Origin of the sequence: Emticicia sp. 21SJ11W-3 (assembly GCF_024138715.1) — a bacterium.
Classification (GTDB): domain Bacteria; phylum Bacteroidota; class Bacteroidia; order Cytophagales; family Spirosomataceae; genus Emticicia; species Emticicia fluvialis.
In genome coordinates, this window is record NZ_CP092074.1 from 1,644,989 (window position 1) to 1,670,877 (window position 25,889).

At 42.1% G+C, this 25,889-nt stretch carries 23 protein-coding genes; 9 read left to right on the forward strand and 14 right to left on the reverse strand.

Translation table 11 applies throughout. The annotated features are described in order from the left end of the window. Positions 1-25 precede the first annotated feature (25 nt). Complete coding sequence (locus MB380_RS06945) at positions 26-1,105, forward strand: acyltransferase (RefSeq protein WP_253534093.1); 1,080 nt, start codon at positions 26-28, stop codon at positions 1,103-1,105. A gap of 212 nt (positions 1,106-1,317) precedes the next feature. Here MB380_RS06945 and MB380_RS06950 read toward each other — a convergent pair whose 3' ends face one another. The 9 genes from MB380_RS06950 to MB380_RS06990 all read right to left on the reverse strand — a co-directional run bounded on the left by MB380_RS06950 (position 1,318) and on the right by MB380_RS06990 (position 10,243). After that, the gene (locus MB380_RS06950; protein ID WP_253534094.1) at positions 1,318-2,448 is read right to left on the reverse strand and encodes a glycosyltransferase family 1 protein; all 1,131 of its coding nucleotides are present in this window, start codon (positions 2,446-2,448) and stop codon (positions 1,318-1,320) included. Between the two features lie 31 nt (positions 2,449-2,479). Then, positions 2,480-3,388: a glycosyltransferase family 2 protein gene (locus MB380_RS06955; protein ID WP_253534095.1), complete on the reverse strand. Its 909-nt coding sequence runs from the start codon at positions 3,386-3,388 to the stop codon at positions 2,480-2,482. 25 nt (positions 3,389-3,413) lie between these two features. After that, a complete protein-coding gene (locus MB380_RS06960; protein WP_253534096.1) occupies positions 3,414-4,058 on the reverse strand; it encodes a DapH/DapD/GlmU-related protein in 645 nt (214 codons plus the stop codon). Positions 4,059-4,068: 10 nt separating this feature from the next. Next, entirely contained in the window at positions 4,069-4,929 is an 861-nt protein-coding gene (locus MB380_RS06965) for a glycosyltransferase family 2 protein (RefSeq protein WP_253534097.1), read from the reverse strand. A 93-nt stretch (positions 4,930-5,022) separates the two neighbouring features. Then, a complete protein-coding gene (locus tag MB380_RS06970; RefSeq protein WP_253534098.1) occupies positions 5,023-6,219 on the reverse strand; it encodes a sugar transferase in 1,197 nt (398 codons plus the stop codon). 18 nt (positions 6,220-6,237) lie between these two features. Further along, positions 6,238-6,639, reverse strand: a complete 402-nt coding sequence (locus tag MB380_RS06975) for a response regulator transcription factor (RefSeq protein ID WP_101725236.1) — start codon at positions 6,637-6,639, stop codon at positions 6,238-6,240. A gap of 746 nt (positions 6,640-7,385) precedes the next feature. Continuing rightward, positions 7,386-8,558, reverse strand: a complete 1,173-nt coding sequence (locus MB380_RS06980) for a glycoside hydrolase family 88 protein (RefSeq protein ID WP_253534099.1) — start codon at positions 8,556-8,558, stop codon at positions 7,386-7,388. 52 nt (positions 8,559-8,610) lie between these two features. Continuing rightward, complete coding sequence (gene kduI, locus MB380_RS06985; RefSeq protein ID WP_253534101.1) at positions 8,611-9,441, reverse strand: 5-dehydro-4-deoxy-D-glucuronate isomerase; 831 nt, start codon at positions 9,439-9,441, stop codon at positions 8,611-8,613. 46 nt (positions 9,442-9,487) lie between these two features. Further along, positions 9,488-10,243, reverse strand: coding sequence for an SDR family oxidoreductase (locus MB380_RS06990; protein WP_253534103.1), 756 nt, complete (start codon positions 10,241-10,243; stop codon positions 9,488-9,490). A 268-nt stretch (positions 10,244-10,511) separates the two neighbouring features. Between MB380_RS06990 and MB380_RS06995 the strand changes: the two genes are divergently transcribed. After that, positions 10,512-11,519: a LacI family DNA-binding transcriptional regulator gene (locus MB380_RS06995; RefSeq protein WP_253534104.1), complete on the forward strand. Its 1,008-nt coding sequence runs from the start codon at positions 10,512-10,514 to the stop codon at positions 11,517-11,519. A gap of 74 nt (positions 11,520-11,593) precedes the next feature. Here MB380_RS06995 and MB380_RS07000 read toward each other — a convergent pair whose 3' ends face one another. The 3 genes from MB380_RS07000 to MB380_RS07010 all read right to left on the reverse strand — a co-directional run bounded on the left by MB380_RS07000 (position 11,594) and on the right by MB380_RS07010 (position 16,468). Then, positions 11,594-12,154, reverse strand: a complete 561-nt coding sequence (locus tag MB380_RS07000; RefSeq protein ID WP_253534106.1) for a hypothetical protein — start codon at positions 12,152-12,154, stop codon at positions 11,594-11,596. Between the two features lie 101 nt (positions 12,155-12,255). Next, on the reverse strand, positions 12,256-14,652 hold the full coding sequence (locus tag MB380_RS07005; protein WP_253534107.1) for a TonB-dependent receptor: 2,397 nt from the start codon (positions 14,650-14,652) through the stop codon (positions 12,256-12,258). A gap of 109 nt (positions 14,653-14,761) precedes the next feature. After that, positions 14,762-16,468 carry a capsule assembly Wzi family protein gene (locus MB380_RS07010; RefSeq protein ID WP_253534108.1) on the reverse strand — a complete coding sequence of 569 codons (1,707 nt, stop codon included), beginning with the start codon at positions 16,466-16,468 and terminating at the stop codon, positions 14,762-14,764. Between the two features lie 179 nt (positions 16,469-16,647). On the opposite strand from MB380_RS07010, the gene MB380_RS07015 reads away from it, so the two are divergent. Then, positions 16,648-17,874 (forward strand): 4-hydroxy-3-methylbut-2-enyl diphosphate reductase, encoded by a 1,227-nt coding sequence (locus MB380_RS07015; RefSeq protein ID WP_253534109.1) that lies wholly within the window; start codon positions 16,648-16,650, stop codon positions 17,872-17,874. A 375-nt stretch (positions 17,875-18,249) separates the two neighbouring features. Here the strand turns inward: MB380_RS07015 and MB380_RS07025 are convergent, their stop codons facing one another. Then, positions 18,250-19,023 carry an RDD family protein gene (locus MB380_RS07025; protein WP_253534110.1) on the reverse strand — a complete coding sequence of 258 codons (774 nt, stop codon included), beginning with the start codon at positions 19,021-19,023 and terminating at the stop codon, positions 18,250-18,252. A 94-nt stretch (positions 19,024-19,117) separates the two neighbouring features. Between MB380_RS07025 and MB380_RS07030 the strand changes: the two genes are divergently transcribed. From MB380_RS07030 to MB380_RS07055, 6 genes are read left to right on the forward strand one after another with little or no spacing between them, the layout of a single operon-like run. Continuing rightward, the gene (locus MB380_RS07030; RefSeq protein ID WP_253534111.1) at positions 19,118-20,119 is read left to right on the forward strand and encodes a stage II sporulation protein M; all 1,002 of its coding nucleotides are present in this window, start codon (positions 19,118-19,120) and stop codon (positions 20,117-20,119) included. Beyond that, on the forward strand, positions 20,085-20,828 hold the full coding sequence (locus tag MB380_RS07035) for a hypothetical protein (RefSeq protein WP_253534112.1): 744 nt from the start codon (positions 20,085-20,087) through the stop codon (positions 20,826-20,828). The genes MB380_RS07030 and MB380_RS07035 overlap by 35 nt, the downstream gene beginning before the upstream one ends. Further along, positions 20,825-22,066 (forward strand): DUF4350 domain-containing protein, encoded by a 1,242-nt coding sequence (locus tag MB380_RS07040; RefSeq protein ID WP_253534113.1) that lies wholly within the window; start codon positions 20,825-20,827, stop codon positions 22,064-22,066. Before MB380_RS07035 ends, MB380_RS07040 begins: the two co-directional genes overlap by 4 nt. Before the next feature lie 10 nt (positions 22,067-22,076). After that, positions 22,077-23,060 (forward strand): MoxR family ATPase, encoded by a 984-nt coding sequence (locus tag MB380_RS07045; protein ID WP_253534114.1) that lies wholly within the window; start codon positions 22,077-22,079, stop codon positions 23,058-23,060. After that, entirely contained in the window at positions 23,060-24,394 is a 1,335-nt protein-coding gene (locus MB380_RS07050) for a DUF58 domain-containing protein (protein ID WP_253534115.1), read from the forward strand. The genes MB380_RS07045 and MB380_RS07050 overlap by 1 nt, the downstream gene beginning before the upstream one ends. A gap of 34 nt (positions 24,395-24,428) precedes the next feature. Further along, a complete protein-coding gene (locus MB380_RS07055) occupies positions 24,429-24,809 on the forward strand; it encodes a DUF805 domain-containing protein (RefSeq protein ID WP_253534116.1) in 381 nt (126 codons plus the stop codon). 58 nt (positions 24,810-24,867) lie between these two features. On the opposite strand, the gene MB380_RS07060 is transcribed toward MB380_RS07055, so the two are convergent. Then, positions 24,868-25,782: an ROK family protein gene (locus tag MB380_RS07060; RefSeq protein WP_253534117.1), complete on the reverse strand. Its 915-nt coding sequence runs from the start codon at positions 25,780-25,782 to the stop codon at positions 24,868-24,870. Positions 25,783-25,889 lie beyond the last annotated feature (107 nt).

The window sequence follows — 25,889 nt, forward strand, 5'->3', positions numbered from 1 at the left end:
TGTTTACGCTTACTATTTAAAAAAGATGAATCGAATTAAGTTTCTGGATGGTTTCAGGGGGCTGGCAATCCTGATGGTTATACTGTATCATGCCTACACAAGATGGCCCGCCATGGTGCCTTATGGCAGCCAGTATGCTGACTTCCCGCTTTTTGAAAAAGGCTGGTTAGGGGTACAGCTGTTTTTCCTGATTTCAGGCTTTGTAATTTTAATGACGCTCGAAAAATGCTATTCATTTAAAGAATTTATTATTAAAAGATGGCTAAGGTTATTTCCGGCAATGCTTATAGCCACTGTGTTAATTTATGCCACAGCCAGATTTTTACCTGAAAGACCCGGCGGCATACCACCATTGAAAGATGTGATACCGGGTTTGCTTTTTATGGAACCAGCCTGGATTAACAAAATATTCCACAATAATCAGGGGTATCTGGAGGGCGTATTCTGGTCGTTGTATGTTGAAGTTAAATATTACTTTATATTTGGCCTGCTTTATTTTTTCTGGGGTAGAATAAAAGCAATTGTTTCTATTTTCTTGATTTTTATAGGTGGAATGATTATCAAAATTCTGGTTGAAGAAATGGGATTCAAAGCACTGGTACCGGTTAATGTTTTAACACACCAGATTAGTTTTATTTATTTTGGCTGGTTTGCCTGCGGTTCTCTTATGTATATTTATTATAAAGAGCATCAAAAGTCATTTTTAGGCTACGCTTTGGCAACTGGAGTTATTTCATCGGTATCGTCGCTCTTTCTTACTTTTGGAAGAACCCCTGCCGTATTTCTATGGGCAATAATGATTCTGGCTATTTTTATGGCCACCATTTACTCAGATAAATTGAAGGCCTTATTTGATAACAAGGTGTTGGTTTATATGGGTTTTGTTAGTTATCCTCTCTACCTGATTCACGAAAGCGCTATGATAGCGATGATAATAAAACTGAATAGGTACTTTCCGTCTATTCCGGGTTTATTGCTACCTGTACTACCCATTGCATTTCTCATTGGTGTTTCGCATCTGATAGCCAAATATGGCGAACCGCCGATTCATAATTTTTTGAAGAAAGTAGTTAAACTGCCCGCTCATAAACCTGCTGCCAACTGAGCAGCACAAAAAAATCTCTGCCTAAAAAGACTCCTTCAATAGGCATAGTATTTTGTATTTGAAGTGAAAACGGTTCAGAATGTTTAAGGATACGTATATGGTTGAAAAATCCGGTTCGCGAAGGACCGGATTTTTCATTATCGGGGTGACAGGATTTTTATACAGACATGTGCCAGAGGCTTGCATATACTAAAGAAAGCCAAAGCTATTGACTAAGCCAGCACTTCATTATAGATGTTCACTACTTCCTGAGCAGTTTTTTGCCACGAAAACATGGCAGCTCTTTTAATTCCGTAGTCAATTGATGTCTTACGTATCTCGTTATCAGTAAGAACTTTTATTATTTTTTCTGCAATCTGCTCCGGTTGTGTCGGATCTATTAATAGGGCTCCGTTTCCGGCCACCTCCGGCATGGCAGAGGTGTTGCTGGTAATAACCGGCGTACCGCAACTCATAGCTTCCAGAATAGGAATACCGAAACTCTCACGCAGGGAAGGGTACAAAAACAATTGCGCCAGCCGGTATAGATTCGGCAACTCCTTGTTTGGGATATAACCGGTAAGCATAATATGGTTCAGTAGGTATTCGCTGTTCTGCGATTTCAGCAAGGCGTGCAAATGCTCTTTACCGAAATCAGGCATAACCATCTTGAAATCAAGCTGGCCTCTTTGATGAAGTATATCCAGGGCCTTCATAACATTGGGCAGATTCTTCTTTGGGTCGGTGTTACCCAAAAAAAGAATAAATTTATCAGGCAAGCCCATTTTCTTTTGAAAAGCTAGTAATTCGGCCTCATTTCGCTCTGGTGTAAAATGCTTGCCGCAGGCATTGTAAACCGTTCTTACTTTATCAGGCGAAATGTTAAGACCTTCAATAATGCGTTCACGTTCGTAATCGCTTACGGTTATGATTATTTCTGCTTTTGAGGCTATTCTGGGCACGTTCCAGCGCCGGTACAGATTACCAAAACGCTGGTAATAGGTGCCTTCTCGAATCATCCATTTTTCAAGATAAATAATATCATGAATTGTAACCACTAATGGAACAGAAGAGCCGATAGGAGCGGTGTTACTGGTACAATGCAGTAAATCTATGTTATCCTGCCTGCCGGCTTTAGGTAGAAGGCTTTGTTCCCAAACAGGATACAAGGCAGGTTTGGTTATATGCAGATGCGTATTGGCGCTGTTTGAAAGCGCTTGCATGTCTTCGTCGGGCTGGGCATAGACAAAATACTCATGAGGAGTATTTAATTGCTGCAACTCACGGAGTACCTCCAGGATAACAATATCCATTCCGTGTTTCTTTTTTCTGAAAATCCGTTGAGCTTCTATACCTATACGCATTGCGAAGTTTGTTTATATGCTGCTGTACTGATTATTTTTTATCGTGAATATCGGCTGAACCATTGCTGAAGTTCCAGGCTAAACCCTGCCAGAAGGCCTTTAGATGTGCGGTGTCTCCTTTTATCAGGTACCCGAGTAAATTTTTTGGTATGGCAATGATGAAATAATAGAGATACATTAAAACCCGCTGGAACCCGAAGGTATTACGGCGTAAATACAATAAACGATTCCGGCCGTAATAATAAGTTTTAAGCGTAGAGCCTTTTCCGGTACTGATAGATTCTTTATGCCATATTTTGCTTTTGGGTTCATACCAGATGGTGTATCCCGCCCGTTTGAAACGTTCGCAATAATCCATTTCTTCATAGTATAGAAAGAAAAGTTCGGCCATTAGGCCTACTTTTTCCATGGCAGTTCTGGAAAACATCATGGCTGCTCCATGTGCCCTCGAGGTTGGTCTGGCTTCATTATACTGGCCTTTGTCTTTTTCAAGATAGCCAATTGAAAACCCTCTGCCGGTGATAGGATTTATGGGCAGAAAACCCGCAAACTGAATGGTATCCGGCTCATCAAAGTAGAGGATTTTCGGGCATACTACCCCAATGGTTGTATCGCTTTGCATACGTGCCACCAATGGTTCAAGAAAATCCGGCGCTACTTCGGTGTCATTATTCAGTAAAAAGATGTAATCGCCGGTGGCTAGTTCTATTCCCTGATTGTTACCACCTGCAAAACCCCTGTTTTCTCCTGTTTCCAGATATTTAATCCACGGAAATCTGATGGGTAATTCATGCCCGGGCGTTTTTGTGCTGTTATCTACCACAACCACTTCAACATTAGGGTAAGTGATTTTTTCGAGCGATTGCAATAGCTCGGCCGTAACAGCTGTGCCGTTAAAATTAATGGTGATAATTGAAACCTTGGGGAAATCGGCGGGCATAGGTAAATGGGGCTTAAGAAAACAATTATCCGTTAGCCGGAGATGATTCTTTTTTAATGGTGCTTTCCCACCTTTGCGAGGCAGGATTGTACTGTTTAATAACTCTGGCTGGATTGCCGACTGCCACACTAAACGGCGGGATGCTTTTGGTAACTACGGCTCCGGCAGCTACCACGCTATGTTTACCAATGGTAACACCTGCAGTTAGCACGGCATTGGCTCCTACCCAGCAATCATCTTCAATAACAATAGGAGAGGTCGTAACCGGTTGCAGCGAAATGGGCGTTTCAACATCAGTGTAAGTATGGTTTAGCCCGCTCATTACAATATTTTGTGCCAGTATTACATTATTACCAATGCTTACCGGGCCTATTACCACATTGCCAATACCTATTCTTGAATTATTGCCAATACTTACCGGGCCAACACCGTTATTGACGGTAGCAAAGTCTTCAATAGTGCTGTAATTGCCAATACTGAAAGGTTGAAACGGCAGAACGTCCATCCGGGTTCTGTGGCAAATAGTTACTCCTTTGCCTTTTTTATGAAAAAACGGATTAACAAACCACGCAACCCATAGCCGGGGTCTTGCCTGATGTTTAGGTATTAAACACCAGTGCACAAATTGCTTCAGGCTCTGGTTGGTTTTAATTATTTGTATAATTGACATGGCCGTGTATTTACTTTTTGAAAAGATGTTTCTGCACACGGAACACCAGCGCTTTCCAGATACCACCGTCAATCTGGATACGTCTGTCGTTTGTCCAGACTTTGGCGTCATAATCAGAAACCACCGCAATTTTACCTCCGGCTTCCATCAGCCTGTAACCCATCATGCCATCTACTGCGGCATAGCCGCCTTTATTACGCGCAATGCCTCTGAAGGTACGTTGCACAGGTATATCATAGCCGTTTACTTCAATACCTTTTTGGGTTATAAATGCACTGTTGTAACCCAAAACGTTCAGATATGGCGTGTTTTTCTCGTTTTTACGAATCACAAAGCCACTCAGAAACTCGTAAATTCCATATTGCCAGCGAGGGGTTTTATCGCTCGGTAAAAAGGCATAGGTTCCATGCACGCAATACACATTGTCTTTTTCACCTTGTTTCAAAGCATTTATCATTGCATTAATCCAACCGGGCGGATACAAGGTGTCACTGTCGGCAGACAGCAGATATTTTCCTTTGGCCTTATTCAAGCCCTGTATGCGGGCATGCCCAACGCCTTGTTTTTCTTCAAAAAGTACATTTATACCCAGTCTTTTCAGCAAGGCATTGGTGCCATCGGTAGAGTTATTATCAACTATAATAAGTTCTGTCGGGTATTCAGTATTGGTGTTGGCGAGAGAAATTAAAGTATGCAGAATACCTTCTTCTTCGTTCCAGGCCGGTATTAAAATACTGGCAACCGGATTTTCAACATTGAATCTGGCTAATTTATTCTTTAGCTCGTCAATTTCGCTTTCAGTATATTGATTAATCAGTAAAGGCTTGCTAAGAATCTGCTTTACCCAACCAGGTAAGGAAATTGCATCCATTTCTATAAAGTTTGATGTTAAAAACCAGACAGCTAACCGGTTGGCTGCTGCAATATGTGTTTTAATATAAATAGGTTCGGTTCAAAGAGATTCTTATACGTTTTCTGACTGCAAAAGTGCAGGGAAGGTCATAAAGAATATCTTCATGTCATACTTGAAAGAGAAATTCCGGGCATATTCAATATCCAGCTGAATACGCTCTTCTTCTGTCATTTCTTTTTTGCCTTTACCACGTTTGGTAACCTGCCAAAGCCCGGTAAGGCCGCCGGGGCCGGCAAAGCGTTCTATGTATTCGTCGGTAGTTAGTTTTTCGGCTTCATAAAGCGGCAAAGGCCTGTTACCTACAAGCGACATATCGCCGAGGAATATATTAAATAACTGTGGGAGCTCATCAATACTGGTGTTGCGTAGAAAACGACCCAGTTTGGTAATGCGCGGGTCATTCTGAAACTTCATAAAGGCTGCTTTCTCTTTTTTCTCAGACAGATACATTTTCTCACAAATCATTTCTCCGTCCATATATAATTGCTGCTGGCATGAGCCAATGGCCTGGCAGGTATCGCATAACCCGGCAATCTGTTTTTGTTCGGTTTGCTTGGTGTACATATTCAGCGACCCCATGTTTTTTATCAGCTGGTCGGCATCTGTACGCATGGTTCTGAATTTGTAAATACTGAATATCTTGTAACCGGCCCCTACACGCTTTGAAAGATATATGACAGGCCCTTTGGAGTCAAGCTTTATCAGAATAGCAACAATTATTAACAACGGCGAGAGTAGTAATAACGCAAGGCCTGTGGTGGTAACATCGATGAATCTTTTCCAGAAAGGTATTTTTACATCAAGTATACTGGCTTTGGTTTGCTGCATGGCCTTGTAATGCCGACGCTTGATAAAGTATTCAAGGCGGACTATTAAATCGCCTGAACTAAAATCGATAGGATATATATCATCACCGCCTTTTTCCTGTACTTCTTTAATTAATCCTGCTGTAATATTTTCGCTGGTAACTATCACCGGTAGAGAGCGAGTCCATGCTTGTCCGCGAATCGTTTCAAGGAATTTAAGACCGTCGTTACCTTTATTGATAACAATGGCATCTGGAGGGTAGGTGTTTTTAAGATAATTAAGACAATCTTCCGGAGTACCCATAATTTTAATATGGATTTTTTTTCCGAACTTCTTTAGGAAATCAACCACTACTTTGTCGTCTCTTTCAATAAAAATAATCTTAATCGGGAGCTTTTCCTCCTCCGGTACAATAGCAGTATTAGGTAAAGGATTATTCATATTATACAGATGAGTTTTCTACGAATCAATGATGGATTTTGGCTTAACCCTGCGCAAAATAGCTTTAATTTTGGCATGTACCTCCATAGGGTTAAAAGGCTTGAGCATAAAGTCGTCGGCACCCAGATTCAGGCATTCTATTCGTTCTTTGCTTTCGTCGGTTCCTGAAAGTATAATAATTGGCAGGTCTGAATACAAATTGCTTGACCTGATTACTTTGGTAAACTCTTTTCCGTTTAGATTCGGCATATTCAAATCAGCAATTATGAAGTCGGTATCATTACCTGCTTCCAGCCAGTTCATGCCTTCCATGCCATCATTTTTTACAGTAACTTCAAATTCTTTGTTAAGGAAATGCTCTAAAACCTTTCTGATACTAGCCTCATCATCAATTATCAGAAGTTTTAACTTTTTGCTCATGGTTTTTTAATTTATTGAGAAATAGTAGAAACATCGCTTTTCCTGCTAATAAGCCTGCAAGTCCTGAAACCTTGAAGCAATTATTTTGCCAAAGTATTCATTATCTGATTATTAGTATTCACGTGTGATTCCTGTGCTGCTACTGCTGTTGAAAAATACTAAAATAGGCAGGGTACAAAATTCAAGCGATTTAAGCCCGTAATTATAAACATGACGCGAAAAATGAACTATTTCGAGCCTTTTTACTGGCTTTAAGGTCACTTTTAATAGCTGACCACTGATTTTTTGAAAATTAGTAAAAAATCTTATTGGTTGGTAAAAAAAAATAGAATTTGATTGTTAATAATATTCTTTCAGCGGTGTATGTTTGATTGAAAGTGTTGTTAATTAGTTCATTATTAGTTGTTTAAGGGTTTATTTTCGTGCTTGCTTTACCTGTTTTTTTTTCAGCTTGCCCACAATTGCTTTGTTAAATGGCTTAATGACTGGTCTTTGTTTAATGATTCTAATGTTATGACGAGTAAATGTTAAACGTTTTTCCGGGGTTTATTCTATAAGTTAATGTAGAAATTGGTCACTTTTTGTGGTATTGAAGTATTAATATCAAACATGAAAATCATAGGCTGGGCAAATAGCTCATCTGTACGAATAAATGTTTTAGTTAGAAGTAAAATAAATTGTAATTAAAGCAAAAAGCCCCTTGTTTTAGGGGCTTCTTTGTTGGCGATAACAGAGGCGCACAGCCATTACTTTTTCAACTTTTTATATCTTAACAATCCTTCTAAGAAATAGTAGTCAGCATACACTAGTGGTACATCAATTTCTGATTTCAGAGGCTTGGCGCCTACTGAGTGCTTTAAAATGAAATGGTTGTTTTCGCCTAAGTTCGCTTTATAAGCAGGGCTTGACAGGCTGGCCAGCATGGTTTCGGCTGAGTTGAAGTACACCTTACTTTTGGCTTTGCTTACATAAGTGCTTAGCTCTAACAAAGCAGATGCCGTAATGGCGCCAGCCGATGCATCCCGTTCCTCGTTCGGGATATTGGGTGCATTAAAATCCCAATAAGGAATTTTATCTGCCGGAAGGTTCGGGTGATTCAGATAGTAATCGGCAATCTTCTCTGCCTGGGCCAGATACTTTTTGTCTTTGGTTTCGCGGTACATATCTGTGTACCCATATAAAGCCCAGGCTTGTCCACGTGCCCAAGCCGACTCATCAGCATAACCCTGGTGGGTGCCTTTTTTCAGCACTTCGCCGTTTTCGCCATAAGCTATTACATGGTAGCTGCTTCCATCAGGTCTGAAATGGTTTTTAAGCGTGTTATCGGCATGGGTAACACTCAGATTATAAAAATCCTTGTTGCCCGATTCTCTTGCTGCCCAGAACAAAAACTCCAGGTTCATCATGTTATCTACAATTACCGGATACTTATAACCTTTCCAGTTATTCCACGATTTGATAACGCCAACTTTCGGGTCGAAGCGGGTAGCTAAAGACTTGGCGCCGGTTAGCATGATTTCTTTGTACTGCTCATTTCCGGTTAGTCTGTATCCGTTTCCGAACGGGCAATACAACATAAAGCCCAGGTCATGTGTGCCGGTATTGAATTTCTCTTTTTCTACGGCCATTGTCCATTTGTGGGCTGCATCTTTCCATTTAGGGTCTTGTGTCTGCTCAAAAATATACCAGAGTGAACCTCCGAAAAAGCCGCTGCACCACCAGCTGGTAGGCATATCTCTGGCCGAACCGTCAGGGTTGGTTGATTGCGGCGTTTTGGTAATATCAGGGTGGCTTTTCAGCATGCCTTCATATTGCTGTGCGGCAAAGGCAAATTCTTTGGCCACATCTATCTTCTTTTGTCCGAAAACAAATGTCGATAAGCCAAATAATATCGCCGTAAGTTTTGTGGTGAGTTTCATAGTTTATATCAGGTTGAATTTAATAATTAATGTATGCGTAAACCGGGTAAGATTACCGTAACTCAGGAATAGTGATAAAGTCCATATCTGTAAAAGATTGGTTTTCTCCGGCCATTCCCCAGATGAACGAGTAGTTTGAAGTACCACAACCTGAATGAACCGACCACGGCGGTGAGATAATGGCCTGGTGGTTGCCTACCCATAAATGACGGGTTTGCTGAGGCTGACCCATCAGATGCAACACTGCGTGGCTTTGAGGTACATCAAAATAGCAGTACACTTCCATCCGGCGGTCATGAGTGTGCGATGGCATGGTGTTCCATGCACTGCCCGTTTGCAAAACCGTAAGACCCATCACCAACTGGCAACTTCTGATTCCATCGAGATGAATATACTTATAAATAATACGTTGATTGGCTGTTTCAACAGAACCCATACTTGCCGGTGATGCCTCTTCTTTGGTCATCAGGCGGGTAGGGTAGGCCGAATGTGCAGGTGCCGAAAGAACGAAGTACTTGGCAGGATTTGCAAGATCTATACTTTCAAAAATTACATCTTGTGAGCCTTTGCCTATATAAAGGCAGTCCAGTTTATCGATAAGGAAACTTTCACCATTTACGGTTATTTTACCGTTGCCCGCTACATTGATAATCCCTATCTCTCTTCTTTCAAGAAAATATTCAGCCTTCAGGTCTTCATAATTACCAAGAGACACCGGTTCTCCTACGGGCATTACGCCACCAAGTATCATGCGGTCGTAATGAGAATAAACCAGATGTATCTGATTGGGTGTAAACAGGGTTTCTACCAGAAAATTGTCTCTTAACTGGCTGGTATTCATTCCTGCTGTTTCGGCAGGGCTACTTTCATATCTTGATTGCATGTTGCTATTGTTATAGTTTAATAATTATCTGATTTATGAATGCGTCTCATCTGCCCATCCATCCTCCATCAACTGTTAGTATGGTGCCGTGTACATAATCTGAGGCCTTAGAAGCCAGAAATACAGCCGGGCCTTTAAAGTCTTGTGTTTCGCCCCATCTGCCAGCCGGAATACGTGCCAGAATAGACGTGCTTCTCTCAGGGTCGTTTCTGAGTGCCTCTGTGTTATCTGTGGCAATATAGCCCGGGGCTATGGCATTTACGTTTACACCTTTGCTGGCCCATTCGTTTGCCAGCGCTTTTACAAGGCTGCCAATAGCACCTTTGCTGGCAGCATAACCGGGTACATTAATACCGCCCTGAAACGTAAGCAATGAGGCAGTAAAAATAATCTTACCCGATTGTTGTGCAACCATACGTGCGCCAATCTCACGTGCCAAAATGAATTGGGAGTCCAGATTGATGGTCATCACTGTGTCCCAGTATTCGTCCGGGTGTTCGGCGGCTGGTTTACGAAGTATCGTGCCTGCGTTATTTACGAGAATATCAATTATCGGAAAATCGGCCTTTACCTGTTCAATAAACCGATACAGGCTGTCACGGTTACTGAAATCGGCCTGATAGGCTTTAAAGTTTTTGCCTAATGCCTTAACGGCCACTTCAACTTCGCTGCCTTGTAAGGCTATACTGGTTGATACGCCAATGATATCTGCCCCGGCTTCTGCCAGGCCAATGGCAATGGCTTTACCTATACCTTTGTTGCAACCTGTAACAAGTGCAACTTTGCCTGAAATATTAAACATTTGGATGTCGATTGAATTTTTCAAAGATAATACTACTTATGCAAGCTGTTGTGCCGAACCAAATTATATGCTAAGATGCAAACGGAATACAGGCCGATACAAATATGTTTATGACTTTATTTATGCAAACGTTGTCGGGAACGTTACCAAAAAGGCATTTGCCGCGCTAGGTTTTGATAATTTTAATATCTTTGATTGTCGATTCCCGCCCCTTTATCGGCGGGTGAGAAGTGTTGTACTTTAATAATTTGTATTTTTTCGTTATCCATTGGAAGCCATCACCATTAAAGATATTGCCAGGGCACTTAATTTGTCTACTTCTACGGTGTCAAGAGCGCTAAGGGGAAGCTATGAAATTAACCCTGATACCAAAAAGCTGGTATTAGAGTATGCCGAAAAGGTGAATTATCACCCCAACCCGATTGCCCTTAGTTTAAAAGAAAACAAGAGCCGGGCAATAGGGGTAATAGTGCCTGAAATAGCCAACCACTTCTTTTCTCAGGCAATCAATGGGATAGAGGCAGAGGCCTATGAGCGGGGCTACCATGTGGTGATATTTCAAAGCCATGAGTCGTATGAGCGAGAGTGTAGCAATATTCAGCATCTGGTTGGGCGAAAGGTAGACGGTGTGCTGATATCGCTGTCCGGGCAAACCACCAATACCGGTCATTTGCTTGAAATACAAAAGAGGGGCGTACCTCTGGTGGTTTTTGACCGCATTACCAACGACATTGAAACCAACAAAGTAATAGCAGATAATTTTCAGGGGGCCTTTCAGGCTACCGAACATCTGATTCTGAACGGCCGTAAACGCATTGCCCATATTACCAGCCCGTCATTGTTATATACAACCCATGAGCGGCTGGAAGGCTACAAAGCTGCGCTGGCAAAATACGGTATTGCCTTTGATGAGAACCTGGTAAGGTATTGCGGATTTGCACCCGAAGAAGCCCGGCAGGTGATTTTTGAACTGCTGGACACCCAAAAACCTGATGCCATTTTTACCGCCAGCGACCGCCTGGCGCTGGATAGCTTTGCTGCTGTAAAAGCCAAAGGCATACAGATACCAGACGAGGTAGCCTTTATCGGCTTTACTAATCTGGGAGTAGCCCACCTGCTTGACCCGCCTCTAAGTACTGTTGTGCAACCTGCCTTTGCCATTGGTAAAACCGCGGCTGAAATCTTACTGAATACGATTGAGAAAAAGCAAAACGCCTGTGAAATAAGAACCATCAGGATTGCCACCGAACTTAATCTCCGGCAATCATCCAAATAAAAATCCGCAGGTCAGAAACATGCGGATTTAGAGCCTAAACTATTTATAAACTAAATGATGAGTGTAAGTCAGAATTATTGAATGGCAATGTTAAAATCAAGGTTTACGTCGTCACTACCAGGGGTAATGGTGCCATCTTTTACATCTTTTCCGTTTACTGGTGGTTGATGTCTCAATTGTACTTTTAGTTTACCTGTACCGGCTGAACCAGTTTTTACAGTGCCTGTCAGGCCAATCGGGAAATTACGCACGTCTTTATCTCCATAAGTATAAGTTAATAAACCTGACGGCGAAGGCGTAAACACAAAAAGGTGTTCCTGACTTTCTTTCTGTACTTCATCTGTAATATTATCAGCAGGATTCTTCGATTCGTCCATCAACTCTACTGTTAACGTATACGTAGTATTGGCTGCAAGAGCAATATTGTCAAATTTTAAGGGGGCATTTCCTCCATCACCGTCCGGGTCATTAAAAACAAAAGTTTTAGTAGTACCACCCGACGTGAAATTCAATTTAACAGTTGTGATAATTTCATTCTCATCTTCTACATCTACCGATTCTTTTTTACAGGCTGCCACCGAAAGCAAGGCAGCTAACGCCATACTTTTGAAGAGAATTACGCGACTTCTTTGCATGATATTGAGATTTAGTGTTTTATGTACAAATGCAACAATGGTGCAAATATAATTTTGAGAAACTTATAATGCAACAATATTGCAAAAATTAATGTCTCGCTTTAGAATGTGTATTTAGCCCTAAGGGTTACGTTTCTGCCAATTTCATCAGCAAAATATCTGAAACGGTTCAGGTAGTCACGGTATTGGGTGTTGAACAGGTTGCTAACGCTGGCCGATACCCCTAAATTATTATTGCGCCCCAAATTGATTTGCTGACTGACAGTAGCTGACCAGAGCAAGTAAGCCGGGGGAGGAGGCGCAAAGTCGCCACCGTATTGGTTAAACACAATTTCGTCTGACGGGATATCGCTGAAAATAACTTTGGTAGGTACCCGCGTTTGTTTAGCCACATAAAGATTAGTGAGCGACAAGCCGGTTTTCTTCCAGTCATAATGCAGGGTGTTTTCCCACCTGTTGGGTGGAATCATAATCAACGGCTGGTTGTGGCTGATATCCTGTGCCTGCAGGTAAGACAGCTTTGAATTAAGTGAAACACCCTTATACAATAAGAAATTGCCGCTCAGGTCGAAGCCCCTGAAACGGGCGTCTGTCTGGGCATATCTGAACTCCGGAAAGGCGCCCCTGATGGTTAAGGTTGGCCTGCCGGTTGGCGATAAAAAAATAAAGTCTCTTATATAGTTATTGTACAGGTGTAGTTCCAGCTGTACAAGTTTGGTAATGTAATTGGTTGTAAACGACAGATTGGTGGCTATTTCGGGCTGTAGGGTTTCATCACCTTTTTCATAGCTGGCAGCGCCGTGGTGTACACCGTCGCTGTAAAGTTCATTAACCGTTGGCGCTCGCCAGGCAGACGTCAGGTTCAGTATCAGATTCCACTGAGCGTCCGGTCTGTAGTTTACCCCAAAAGTGCCGGTAAAATTCTGGTTCTGCTGGTTATTATTAACCACAGCCTGCTGGCCTCTGGGTATTCTGTAAACATCCAGATTCCTGAAATCATACCGCATTCCGCCTTCCATTTCCCAACGGTTGCGCACCAGGCGTTCTATCAGAAATATGCCACCTGTATAATTCTGAAAATTGGGTATCAACACCGTCGATGAGCTGGGTTTCTGAAGCGTGCCACTGGTAATATTCTGCTGAAAATTACCATTCAGGCCCACAGAGCCGGTAAACAAACGGGCAATGGGCTTATGCTCAAAAAGCAATTCGCCTGTATAACTGGTTAGCTGAAACAGCTGCACAAGGTTTTTGTCGCCTCTTAATACGTCAACCTCTTTGCGGTAATTGAACTGTCGGCCCAGTGTTAATGAAATTTTTCCACCTCTGGTTTGTGCAACGGTTTTTAATTTAAGCAGGTTATGCTGCACATCCTGATACGGCCTGCCAATGGCATAAGTAAAGGTTTCGGGGGTATAAATACTTAATGGTCTGCCTCGTTCTATGGCCTGCACCAGGTCTGTTACATTACCGATATGCGAACCGGCAAACACACCTATTTTGGTGTTAAACTGGCTAAAGAAAACCTCAGACACCGAGTTTCTTCGTCTGTAATTGGCATTAACTGAAAAGTTTACTTCAGATACCCCCGTGTTGGCCAGCCGGTAATCGGGTGTTGAAATGTCGCCCCCTCTTTTATATGTTCCCTGAACTCTTACGCCGATTGATTGTGGTACATCTGCTTTTTTGGGGCGCAATCCTCCTTCCAGAATACCTGACGTTACCACCTGATGCCCGTTTGTAAAATAGACGGTGTTTACTTCACCACCTATCTTCGTAGAATCAGGAAGTGCGTCAGGTTCTACCAAAATTACACCAGCAATGGCATCAGAGCCGTATCTTACGCCTGCAGCGCCTTTCAGCACCGTTATTTTTTTAGCCACAAAAGGATCAATTTCAGGGGCGTGTTCGCTGCCCCATTGCTGGCCTTCCTGTCTTACGCCGTTGTTCATTATCAGCACCCGGTTAGAGTGCATGCCATGTATAACAGGCTTGGCAATTGAGCTACCTGTTTGCAGGGTAGTTACGCCCGTTATCTGTTTCAGGGCTTCACCCAGCGACTGCCCCCGGGTCTGGTCCAGGGCTTCGTTATCCAGCACATTTCTGGTTTGTGTCAGATTATCAATTTTTTCGGCTTTAATATCTACATTGGCCAGGTGAAGTTCGTCTTCCGAAAGCTTTATTTCCTGTTCGGCTCCGTGTTCAAGTTTAATGGTGTAGGTTTTTTCCTGATACCCCACAATACGCCCTACTACCTTATAAGTGCCCTGGCATAAGTTGGTAATGCGGTAGCGGCCGTCTATATCTGTTGTCGTTCCTTTGTTGAGTTCTTTTATAAGTACCACTGCACCCACAATGGGTTGTTTAGTGGCATTGTCGCGCACTACGCCCTGTATAAAGCAATCGCAATGGGCGTTGGCTGCAGGGGTTTCTTCTTTTGTTTGTGAAAACGAAAAATGAGATATGAGGCAGAAAAGAATGAGTGCGACTTTCTTCATAGAATAGTGTACGGGTCTGAAACCGTACTTTAACAAATGCAATTATGTTGCAAAATTATAAAGAAAGATTGAAACTCTTAAAAAAGAGCATTAAAAGTAGATGAAAACTCTAAAATAATAGCTGTCTTTTGCCGATGTTCCACCTGATACCAGTTGAGAAAATATTGCTTTTGAGGTTTTCTGGCGTTTTGGAGTAGCTAACCTGCCTGTGCTGGAAACCCGCATCTATAAAGAAATTATGAAATAGCATATACGATACGCTAATGTCTGTAAACCTTATTTTTGCCTTGTTTCCCTGGCCTATATAATTATTATACTCACCCGGCCTCAGCAGGTTGTAATTCCGCAGTATGTCGCCTCCGTAATTAATATTGTTTATGTCTTCACCGTGCCCGGCTCGCATCAGGTTATAAGTAAAAGTAAGCCTTGGTGCAGGCTGGTAACGAATGTTAATTAAAAATTCTCTGAAATTGGCGCCTAAGGGGTGAGCCATAGGCATATTATAATGTACAAAATTGCTGTAGCTTGAGTTATGGCTGTATGTATACGGCCTTGCCACATTGTATTCAAGTTGCAGGTCAAGATTTTTTATATTGAGCGCGTCTATATAACGCATACCCAGCTGGGTAGCATATTTGGTGGCCCACCAGCCTTTTTTCTTAAAATGTTTGAAATTAAACTCATCAAGCACCAACTGGCCATAAAATGAAAACCTGCGCGCCAGGTTAAGTTTAAAGTCGGCACCCACAATAGAGTTATCAACGCTGCCCAGGTGGCCTTCCACAAATCGGTAAAAAATAATGGGGTTAATGTAGTTTACATCAAAACCAACTTTTCTTTGCCCGTATGAGATGGTTTCAAAAATGCCGAAATTCAGGTTTTTAGTTACGTTTAGGCTTAAATGATGAAACGTAAAAAATTTGGGTGGCCTCCGTTCGGTGCCATCTGCGGCTATGGCGGTCTGCTTATTAACGGTTTGTGCAAAAATAGTTACATACTGAAACCGGCCTACCTGTGTGGTGGTTTTAAGATGCAGGTAAGGCGCCGAGAAGTCTGAAAGAATCAGCGAGCGTATGCCAGAGCCGATAAAGTTTTTATCGTGCCCAAACTGCATAGTAATGTTCTTCAGTATTTTAAAGGTAATATAACCACGGGCTGAAAAGAAATCTGTAACGAAACGGGTGGAGTCGTCATCTATAATTTTGGTGAAACCTTCATAAGGGAAACCATCGTAGCGTTTGGCGTAATCTTTCACATATTGCGGGTAAACTATCTGATTTTCTGTCAGCATTGTATAGAAACCCAGCCTTTTGCTGAAATTGCCACGTATCTCAATGCCACGCGTATTGGTGTAAAGAGAGTTGACAGAACGGTTATCGGAACCGACAGAAAAGTTGACGATAGGGTTGAGGTGTATGTCAAAATCATCGTTATTGAACTGATAAAAGTCTGATTTTTTGACAAATAACTGCTTAAAAACAGGTTTTCTGCTGTTAATCTGTTCAAGTTTTGCTGCCGGTATAGAGTCGGGGTAGCTATCTGCCAGCCATTCCCAGCTGTCGTTTTGAAGATAAGCAAGATTAAACAGGTCTGTTTTAGATAACCCGGCCAGTGAGTCTTTTTCAAGCCCGGTAGTTAATTGAACCAGGTCTTTACGAAACCCCGGTTTAATATTGCTGAAGAGTTTATTGGATAATCGGTTGCCTTTTATTTCGTAGCGTTCCAGAAGATGCTGATAATCGTTGTTCAATGGTACATAGGTACTTTGAGCCAAAGAAGTGCAACACATTACTGCCAGAAAAAAAAATAAACTCAAACGCATTAAGATATGTTTTTGCAATCGTTAGGGCTTTTAGATGCGAAAATACAGATAATTCCTTATTTTGCACTATAGAAATCTTAATTTTGTAGTATTAACAAATAAAAATTAAGATTGTTCTGAACAATTGTTTGTCGATTTTGATTATATAGTCGGGTTTTATTATTCATCACACCATGAAGTCGTTCGTTATACCGGAAATTTATAAAAGTAATGTTATAGGAAGAATAAAAGAGATTCGGCGGTTAAAAGACAGGCTGAAGAAAGATTTTTCTCCTACCGAACTCGACTTTGGCGCTGTCAGGTTTCTGATTGCAAGGCACTTCGGCTTTTGCTATGGTGTTGAAAACGCAGTAGAAATTGCCTATAAGACGATTAACGAAAATCCGGATAAACGCATTTTTTTGTTAAGTGAAATGATTCATAATCCTGACGTAAACGCCGACCTGCTGTCGCAGGGTGTGCGTTTTCTGATGGATACCAAAGGTAACCAGTTGATTGACTGGAGCGACCTGCAGCCCGATGATGCCGTTATTGTACCGGCTTTTGGCACCACGCTTGAGATTCAGCAGCAGCTGGAACAATTGCAGATTGACCCTTACAGGTACGATACCACCTGCCCTTTTGTAGAAAAAGTCTGGAATCGCGCGCAGCAGATAGGCGAAAGAGGCTACTCTATTGTGGTGCATGGCAAACCCGGGCATGAAGAAACCCGTGCTACGTTTTCGCATAGTAAAGAAAACGCCCCAACTGTGGTTGTAAACAACATGGCCGAGGCCTGCCAACTGGCTTTATACATTACTGGCGCTTTACCTAAAGACCAGTTTTATGTTGATTTCGCCGGGCAATACTCGCAAGGGTTTGACCCCGACAAAGACCTGGCGCGTATAGGGGTGGTAAACCAGACTACCATGCTGGCGTCTGACACCCAGGCCATTGCCGATTATCTGAAACAGGTGATGATAACCCATTACCAGTTGCAGGGCCCTGAAATTGAAAAGCATTTTGCCAATACCCGAGACACCCTCTGCTATGCTACCAACGATAACCAGGAGGCTACCTACGCTTTATTGCAGCATGAAGCCGACTTTGCCGTAGTGGTTGGGGGCTATAACAGTTCTAATACCTCGCATCTGGTTGAGCTTTGTGAGGAGAAACTCCCTACGTTTTTTATTCAGTCGCAGGATAAAATTCTGGATAAAAACCTTATCCGTCATTATAACCTTCATACCAGAACGGAGGTAACAAGCCCGTTTATTGAGGAGAAGGAAAAGACCACCATCATGCTTACCTGCGGAGCTTCGTGTCCTGATGCCGTAATGGAATCGGTGATGCTTAAAATTTTATCTTTTTTTAATATTTCAAAAGAAATAACACAAGCGGTTGAGGCGTTAAATCAGTAGACGTGTAAATGGATACACATTAATTTTGTGATATTTTTTTAATGAAAAATTAAACTTTTTTGTTTCTGGTATTGAAGAATTATTTAGTAAATTTACACCTACTAGTCGCTAATAACCATTCTAATCAACTGATGACTTATGAAAATGTTAGACTATGTAAAAGTGATCCTGGAGAAAGTGAGTTTTGAAAGTAGTTTGTTTGAAAAAGAATTAAAGAAATCCCTTAAATTATTGTCATTCCGAGAGATACGTGAGCTAAGAAAGTGGTGTTATCTGAAATTCGGAAATATATACCGGGGAATTCTGAACAAAACTTTCCGTCGGTCACAGTTAAGTGTTTAGATGAACAGCCTCTCAGCCTGCTGAGAGGCTGTTTTATTTTTCATCGTTAATGGCATAATAATTATAATCGTTCAATAGCTGTTTCAGAAACTCAAAATTGTCTTCATTGCTCTCAATTTTAAGCAGATTTTTAATGTGCTGTGCCAGCTTGGCTGCAATTGCCGGGTTCATCAATCTGTCTCCTTTCTCCATAAGCAGCTTTATGCTGTTAATGTCTTTGTCTGACAAACGCATAATTTCCGGATACTTCGGCTTATAGCCGCTGGCCTTGGTTGCGTAGGCATAAATGGTGTCTTCTATGAAAATAATCTTTTCTTTGGTTTTTACCACCACCGTGTTGGCTGCCATATCGCCCAGGCGTTGTTGCTTGTCTGACAGCAAAATGAGTAGTCCGCCAACCAGCGGGCTGAATATCGCCAAAGCCGAAAAAGCCTGATGAATAGCCATAAACAAAGAAAATATCCAGGTATCGGCCCCTAGAAACAACCAACGCGTAGCGCATTGGTAAACCGACGGATAATTGCCTTCAACACCTACCACCCTGATTTTCAAAAGATATTTACCCGGCGACTGGCCTTTATTAAGCCACTCGAACAAGAATGAGTAAAATATAAATGGCGTGTAGATAATAAATGAAAGCACTAAATTATTGATAGACAGGGTATCAATGCTAATAAACGACACCGCAATTATGTATACCCATTTAATTGCCCAGTCTATCAGGTAAGCGCCAAAACGTGCGCCGGCACTGGCCAGCTCAAATCTTAAATCGATATTCAGATAGGTGGGAATAGATAGAAATTTCATTTTTCAGAATCTTTGCTTCAGTATTTTATTAATATCAGAATGTAAATTTCAAATATAATCTAAAATTTGCTATCTTGGGATTTTAAACCAAAATATGAGGGAAAGTACTTTTATTGACAGAAACTTTAAGCGGTGGGAAGAAATTGAAAATGACTTAAAAACAGATCCTGATGAAATATCTTCTGATTTCATCGACTTAATGAACGATTTGTCTTATGCTCAGACGCATTATCCACACAGTAAAATAAGCCAATACGTAAACTCGCTTTCTTCAAGGGTTTACAAAAAAATATTTCTGCATCAGAAACAAAACAAAAATCCTTTTTACCATTTCTGGGTAAAAGATTTTCCGGCAATACTGGGGCATCATTCACGCATACTCTGGTTATCTGCTGCCATTTTTTTTACCTTTTGTTTGCTGGGCTATGTATGCTCTTTTATTGACACCGGTTTTATTGAAGGTATTCTAGGTTCAGATTACGTCAGGATGACAGAAGCCAACATCAAAAAAGGCGAGCCCTTCGGTGTGTACAATTCTGCACAGCCCTTGAATATGTTCATGAGCATTTTTGCCAATAATCTGAGGGTAGGGCTGATGGTTTTTATTACCGGTATTTTATTAGGAACAGGAAGTTTTTATCTCACTTTTACCAATGGCATAATGATAGGCGCATTTTTCTCGCTCTTCATTCAGAATAATCTCGGAACAGATGCTATATTTGTGATTATGCTGCACGGCACTTTTGAACTCATGGGCCTGGTGCTGGAGTGTATGGCAGGCCTTATTCTTGGTTTAAGTTTTCTGTTTCCGGGCACACTTACCAGAAAACAGGCGTTCAGAAAGGGGCTGTCGGAAAGCGTAAAAATATATATCGGAACCATACCTTTTACTACCATTGCTGCGCTGATTGAGAGCTACGTTACCTATCTGGGTAAGCAGGGTTTTGAGACCACCAATATATTTGTTTTGCTGTTTTTATCTCTTGTCTTTATAGGTAGTTGGCTTTTTGTTATCTGGTACTTTTTTATTTATTCTAAAAAGCTGACTGAAAAATATCCGTATGAACAATACCTTGAAGCTATTATTCATAAATAAGCTCTTTATACCAGTATTGATTCTCTTTTTTGCAGCAACACCATCTTTTGCGCAGGACGACAAGCCCCTGGCAAAAGCACATGTGGATTCGCTGAAAAAAAGTGAAGAAAAACTATGGTATGTTGATAATTTTAAAGGAGAACAAAAACAAAAAGCCCGTACACCCAAGGCTCTTAAAAAGAGCAATACCGATAACCGGGCGCTGGCATACCTGCTGGCCACAATTGGTGCCATATTTAAAGTATTGGTGTGGGTGGTTATTGCCCTGGCGCTGGCTGGTGCCGGTTATTTGATTATTAAAAACCTGAAAGATTTTGAATTCAGAAATAATCCGGCAGTACCTGTAGATACCTCGGTATTAGAAACCGGAAATCTGGACCTGAAAGTGGTGAACACCCTTGACCTGAACGCCCAGATTGAAAAATGTATACAGGATAAAAATTACCGGCTCGCTGTGCGGTATTACTACCTGTGGGTAATGAAAATGCTGAACGAAGCACAGCTGATAGAATTTAATATTGATAAAACCAATCAGGATTATACCCGTGAACTAAGCCGTAAAACTGCTTTTTCAAAAGAAAGGCTCGGGCTGTTTATGCAGTGTACCCATTATTACGAATACCTGTGGTTTGGCAATTTTACCGTCTCTGATGCCGCCTTCCTGAACATTGAAAAAACTTTTAAGGGTTTCCTTAACCATAAGGCATGACTAAAAAACTATTCATTACAGGTGCAATTCTGATTGTAGGGGCCATCTTGATTATTTTCGGCATTAGCAGGTTATCTGCCCGTAGTAAAAAGTTTGATAAGTTTTTTACCGTAAGCCCGCATTCTTACAGGCCTTATGATTGTAAATTTTTTTATGATGAACTGGTGCGTAACTCCGGTGGCCGGTTCACTGAAAATGACCTGAGCTTTGAGAACAGCAACTACGGCATATTAGGCACTGCCAGAAATAGTTATGTGGTGGTTTCGCCATATTTTTATCCGTCCGGAAAAGACATCCACCAGCTTAAAAACTTTGCCGGTAGAGGGAATACGGTTTTTATAGCGGCATATAGCCTGTCAACCGAGCTTATCGATTCACTGTATTATTCGCCCCACAGCGATATGGTGGGTTTGCTTTTTCCGCCTGCGCTAAAAGAGAGCCGCTGGTATATAAACTGGCACGAACAGAACAATACCACCACGCCTTACTATTTATGGGGGCATAAGCCAGCCACGGCTGTGCTAGACTCTGTATTTCTGCTCGGTGAAAACAGCGTTACTGCTATTGATACCCTGATAACCGACGAAACCGGCCAGATACAAATGCTCGAGCTGACCTGTGGCGAAGGCCGCATTTTTCTGAGCAGCAACCCTATTCTTTTAAGCAACTATTTTTTGCTTTATAAAAATAACTATACGCTTTTCAATAAAATAGCAGAAAAGATAAATCTGAAAGAAAACAACATCATCTGGGACAATTATTACAACAGCAAGCCCGATGAAAAACTAAATATAGGTAAAAGTAAAGTGTTGGAGGTAATCTTTAAAAATACGCCGTTGGTGTGGGCGTTTTATACCTTTCTGGCAGCTATTTTATTGTTTATACTTATTTATTATCGTCGCATACAAAAACCGGTTCCGGTATATGTAATGCCCCGCAATACCAGCGAAACCTACATACAAACGGTAAGTGGTTTATACTGGCAGCAGCAAAATCATAAATCAATTGCCGATAAGGTTATTGCGCAGTTCTTCGAATACCTGCTGCAAAATTACCAGTTGCATCAGAAAGATTTTCAGGAAGCAACATTAGAGAAAATAAGCCGTAAAACCGGCCGTAGCCAGCAGGTAATCAACGAAGTTTACGAGGCAGTCGGTTCGGTCAGGTCTCAGGATGTAATCAGCAAAGAAAGCCTGATTAACCTTTACCAGAAAATTAACTCATTTTACCAGCAATAAAGCATTAGTAATGGAAAACGAAGAAGAAATCTTTAAAAATAGAATTGACCTGGCTGCGGTTACCAAAGCCGTTGACGACATCAAGCAAACGCTTAATCAGATTGTTTTCGGGCAGGAAGAAGTAATAGACCTGGTACTGATTGGCATGCTGAGCGATGGCCACCTGCTGATAGAAGGGGTGCCGGGTGTAGCCAAAACCATGATGAGCAAGCTGCTGGGTAAAGTGCTGGATGTGTCGTTCAAGCGGATTCAGTTTACGCCAGACCTGATGCCGTCTGATGTGCTGGGAACCTCCGTTTTTAATCCTAAAACTCTCGATTTTGAATACAGACCAGGGCCGGTATTTGGTAATATCGTGCTGATTGATGAAATAAACCGGGCTCCGGCCAAAACGCAGGCAGCCCTGTTTGAACTGATGGAAGAACGCCAGATAACCATTGACGGCCATACGTACCTGATGGACTCGCCGTTTGTGGTACTGGCAACCCAGAACCCGATAGAGCAGGAGGGAACCTACCGCCTGCCTGAGGCACAGCTTGACCGTTTCCTGTTTAAAATCAATATCGGGTACCCATCGCCTGAGCATGAAGTGCAAATGCTGAAACGCTTCAATTATAACACCTATCATGACCTGCTCAATGGCCTTCAACCGGTTTTAAATAAAGCGGTATTAACCGAATTGCGTCAGCTGGTAAGGCAGGTAATAATTGAAGACAACCTTCTGAAATACATAACGTTGCTTATTCAGGCAACCAGAAACAATAAATTGCTTGAGCTGGGCGCTTCTCCTCGTGCTTCTGTGGCCTTAATGCTGGCCTCAAAAGCCAGGGCGGCCTTGTCTGGCAGAGATTTTGTAATACCCGAAGACGTAAAAAGCATGGCAAAACCTACGCTGCGCCACCGGGTTATACTAACACCCGATGCCGAAATGGAGGGTGTTAATGAAGATGAAGTATTAGACAACCTGTTCTCTAAAGTTGAGATTCCGCGCTGATGAACTTCTTTCAATCGTTTTATCTTACGTCACGAACATTCATGGTTCTGGGTATCTGCATCGCTCTTTTTTCAGTAGGGCTGGTGTTTACGCCTGCCTTTGTGCTGGGGCAGCTACTGTTGTGGCTGCTCATGATAGCAGTGCTGGCCGAAACCATCATGCTTTACAGTAAGCAGCAGTTAATTACCAGCACCAGAATTTTACCAAACAGATTGAGCAACGGCGACGAGAACCAGATTGAGCTTCAGTTAAAAAACTATGTCAATTCGCCTTTAAACCTGACCATCTACGAAGATTTACCAGACCTGCTGCAACTAAGAACCTGGAATCTGAAGCTGTCTTTAAATAAACTGGCACAGCACAAAGCTATTTATAAAGTAAGACCCACACAAAGGGGCATTTACACCTGGGAACACACCCATGTTTTGTGTAGCGTATCTTTTCTGGCTTTTACTGCCCGCAAAATGAAGTTCGAGGGGCTGTCGTCTGTCAGCTGTTATCCGTCTTTTGAGCAGTTCAAGAAATTGCCTATTCATGCGCTTACCAGCAGCTACGCTGAAACCAATACCACCCATATTCGTAAAATAGGGCAGAGCCTTGAGTTTGAGCAGATAAAAGACTATATAAGCGGCGACAACTACCGGCACATTAACTGGAAAGCCAGCGCCAAGCAGGGGCGGCTGATGCTGAACCAGTATCAGGCAGAACGCAGCCAGGATATTTATATAGTAATAGACATGGGCCGCAGCATGAAAATGCCATTTAAACAGCAAACCCTGCTCGACTACGCCATTAACGGCACCATTGCCCTTACGAAGTCAATATTAGATGTAAAAGATAAGGCAGGGCTGATAACTTTCTCGTCAAAGAACTGTTCATACCTGCCTGCCAGAAGCGAGTACAAGCAGTTTGGGATAGTTAATGACCAACTGTATAATCTGACGACGGATTTCCTGGAGTCAGACTTTGAGCGGCTTTATAAATTCGTTCGGGTAAAGGTAAGGCAAAGGAGCCTGCTGATAATTTTCACCAACTTTGACTCCATCAATAGTCTGAAGCGAAACCTCCAGTACCTGAAAGCCATTGCCAAGTACCACCTGGTGCTGGTGGTGTTTTTTGAAAATACCGAGATTGTAGAACTGGTAAGCGAACCAGCCGGTAACCTACGCGATATTTATACCAAAACCATTGGCAAGCATTTCCTGAGCCAGAACCACCTGATTTTAAAAGAACTGGTAAAAGCCGGTATTCAGGGTTTAATTACCCAGCCGCATTTGTTGAGCATTTCAGCCATCAACAAGTATATCCAGATTAAAAAGAAACAAATGATTTAATAACCGATTTAATAACCCTAAATTCTATTTCAAAATGTTTAAAGCCCCTTTTTCGTTTGAAGGCCGCATCCGTAGAACAGAGTACGGTCTAAGTATTATTATCTCTACTTTTGCTCTTATGATTGTTGGTACCATCGCTTCAATGCTGCTTACAGCCATACCTGCCATGGGCTTTTTAATGTGGATTCTGGCATTGATACCTCTTACATGGTTTGGCTGGGCTCAGAACGCCAAGCGTTGCCACGACCTGGGTAATAGCGGCTGGTTTCAGTTGATTCCGTTGTATGGGTTATGGTTGTTATTTCAGGATAGCGATTACGGCGTAAACCAGTATGGCTTAAACCCGAAAGGGCTTGGCAATGACGAGGGCTATGACGAGCAGATTAATGAAATAGGCAAATCGTTAGAGCAATAGAATAAAAATGGAGCTACCGCAATGGTGGCTCCATTTTTTCTGGCAGTTCATCTAAATCTCAATACCCTCTCACCAACTCAGCTGCGCCAAATACCCCTGCGCTGTCGCCCAGTTTGGGTTTCAGGAAAGGTGTTTCAACTACCCGGCTGTTGAAAATCCAGTTTTTCAGTTCTTCGGGGCCTTCGGTATAAATCTCGTCAATGTTACCTACACCGCCACCAATTACAATGGCATCGGGGTCAATTACATTGATAATATAAGAAATGGCTTTCCCGAACGATTTCACCAGATACTGCAAAGTTTGCGTAGCATGTGGGTCTGTACCGGCCAGATGCAACTGGTAAATCTCTTTCATGGTTAGTGTTTTGCCACTTATTTTGGTATAATACCGCTGCAACGACGGCCCGCTGAAAACGGTTTCATTACAACCCTTTTTGCCACAGTAGCAATCGTAGCCGTCTTCTTCCAACACATTATGGCCCCATTCGCCGCCAATGCCGTGTCTGCCGTTCAGCACCTGGCCGTTTATTACTACTCCACCGCCTACACCTGTACCCATAATAATACCAAACACCACTTTGGCATCTGGCACTACGTCTTTCACAATACCCATAGTGGCTTCGGCCAGTGCAAAGCAGTTGGCATCGTTGGCAATTTCAATAGGTACACCAATGGCTTTTTCTATGTCTTTCTTCATAAATTGCCCGTTCATGCAGGTGGTGTTGCAGTTTTTCATGGTTTGTGTACTCGGGTCTAAAGCCCCCGGAGTACTGAAACCCACCGCTACCGGTGCCAGGCCTGTTTCTTCCTTCAGTAAATTAATCAGCCGGGCAATCTGGCTGATGATATGCGCATAGCCCTCATGCGCCTCTGTCGGAATCCTCTTTCTTAATAAAACTTCGTTGGTATCGGCGTTCATTACTACGCCTTCAATTTTGGTACCGCCCAGGTCTACGCCCCAAAGTGTTTTCATTTTTTTTGCTTCTGTTATAAGGGAAAAACGCCATTCAAATGTCATTAACATGTTATTAACATATTAGCAGACAACTATACGCAAACATATAGCATCTAAGAGTTAAA

Coding starts and splice junctions, on each gene's coding strand:
- MB380_RS06945 (WP_253534093.1), top strand. CDS start 26: ATGAATCGAATTAAGTTTCTGGATGGTTTCAGGGGGCTGGCAATCCTG.
- MB380_RS06950 (WP_253534094.1), bottom strand. CDS start 2,448: ATGCGTATAGGTATAGAAGCTCAACGGATTTTCAGAAAAAAGAAACAC.
- MB380_RS06955 (WP_253534095.1), bottom strand. CDS start 3,388: ATGCCCGCCGATTTCCCCAAGGTTTCAATTATCACCATTAATTTTAAC.
- MB380_RS06960 (WP_253534096.1), bottom strand. CDS start 4,058: ATGTCAATTATACAAATAATTAAAACCAACCAGAGCCTGAAGCAATTT.
- MB380_RS06965 (WP_253534097.1), bottom strand. CDS start 4,929: ATGGATGCAATTTCCTTACCTGGTTGGGTAAAGCAGATTCTTAGCAAG.
- MB380_RS06970 (WP_253534098.1), bottom strand. CDS start 6,219: ATGAATAATCCTTTACCTAATACTGCTATTGTACCGGAGGAGGAAAAG.
- MB380_RS06975 (WP_101725236.1), bottom strand. CDS start 6,639: ATGAGCAAAAAGTTAAAACTTCTGATAATTGATGATGAGGCTAGTATC.
- MB380_RS06980 (WP_253534099.1), bottom strand. CDS start 8,558: ATGAAACTCACCACAAAACTTACGGCGATATTATTTGGCTTATCGACA.
- kduI (WP_253534101.1), bottom strand. CDS start 9,441: ATGCAATCAAGATATGAAAGTAGCCCTGCCGAAACAGCAGGAATGAAT.
- MB380_RS06990 (WP_253534103.1), bottom strand. CDS start 10,243: ATGTTTAATATTTCAGGCAAAGTTGCACTTGTTACAGGTTGCAACAAA.
- MB380_RS07000 (WP_253534106.1), bottom strand. CDS start 12,154: ATGCAAAGAAGTCGCGTAATTCTCTTCAAAAGTATGGCGTTAGCTGCC.
- MB380_RS07005 (WP_253534107.1), bottom strand. CDS start 14,652: ATGAAGAAAGTCGCACTCATTCTTTTCTGCCTCATATCTCATTTTTCG.
- MB380_RS07015 (WP_253534109.1), top strand. CDS start 16,648: ATGAAGTCGTTCGTTATACCGGAAATTTATAAAAGTAATGTTATAGGA.
- MB380_RS07025 (WP_253534110.1), bottom strand. CDS start 19,023: ATGAAATTTCTATCTATTCCCACCTATCTGAATATCGATTTAAGATTT.
- MB380_RS07030 (WP_253534111.1), top strand. CDS start 19,118: ATGAGGGAAAGTACTTTTATTGACAGAAACTTTAAGCGGTGGGAAGAA.
- MB380_RS07035 (WP_253534112.1), top strand. CDS start 20,085: ATGAACAATACCTTGAAGCTATTATTCATAAATAAGCTCTTTATACCA.
- MB380_RS07040 (WP_253534113.1), top strand. CDS start 20,825: ATGACTAAAAAACTATTCATTACAGGTGCAATTCTGATTGTAGGGGCC.
- MB380_RS07045 (WP_253534114.1), top strand. CDS start 22,077: ATGGAAAACGAAGAAGAAATCTTTAAAAATAGAATTGACCTGGCTGCG.
- MB380_RS07050 (WP_253534115.1), top strand. CDS start 23,060: ATGAACTTCTTTCAATCGTTTTATCTTACGTCACGAACATTCATGGTT.
- MB380_RS07055 (WP_253534116.1), top strand. CDS start 24,429: ATGTTTAAAGCCCCTTTTTCGTTTGAAGGCCGCATCCGTAGAACAGAG.
- MB380_RS07060 (WP_253534117.1), bottom strand. CDS start 25,782: ATGAAAACACTTTGGGGCGTAGACCTGGGCGGTACCAAAATTGAAGGC.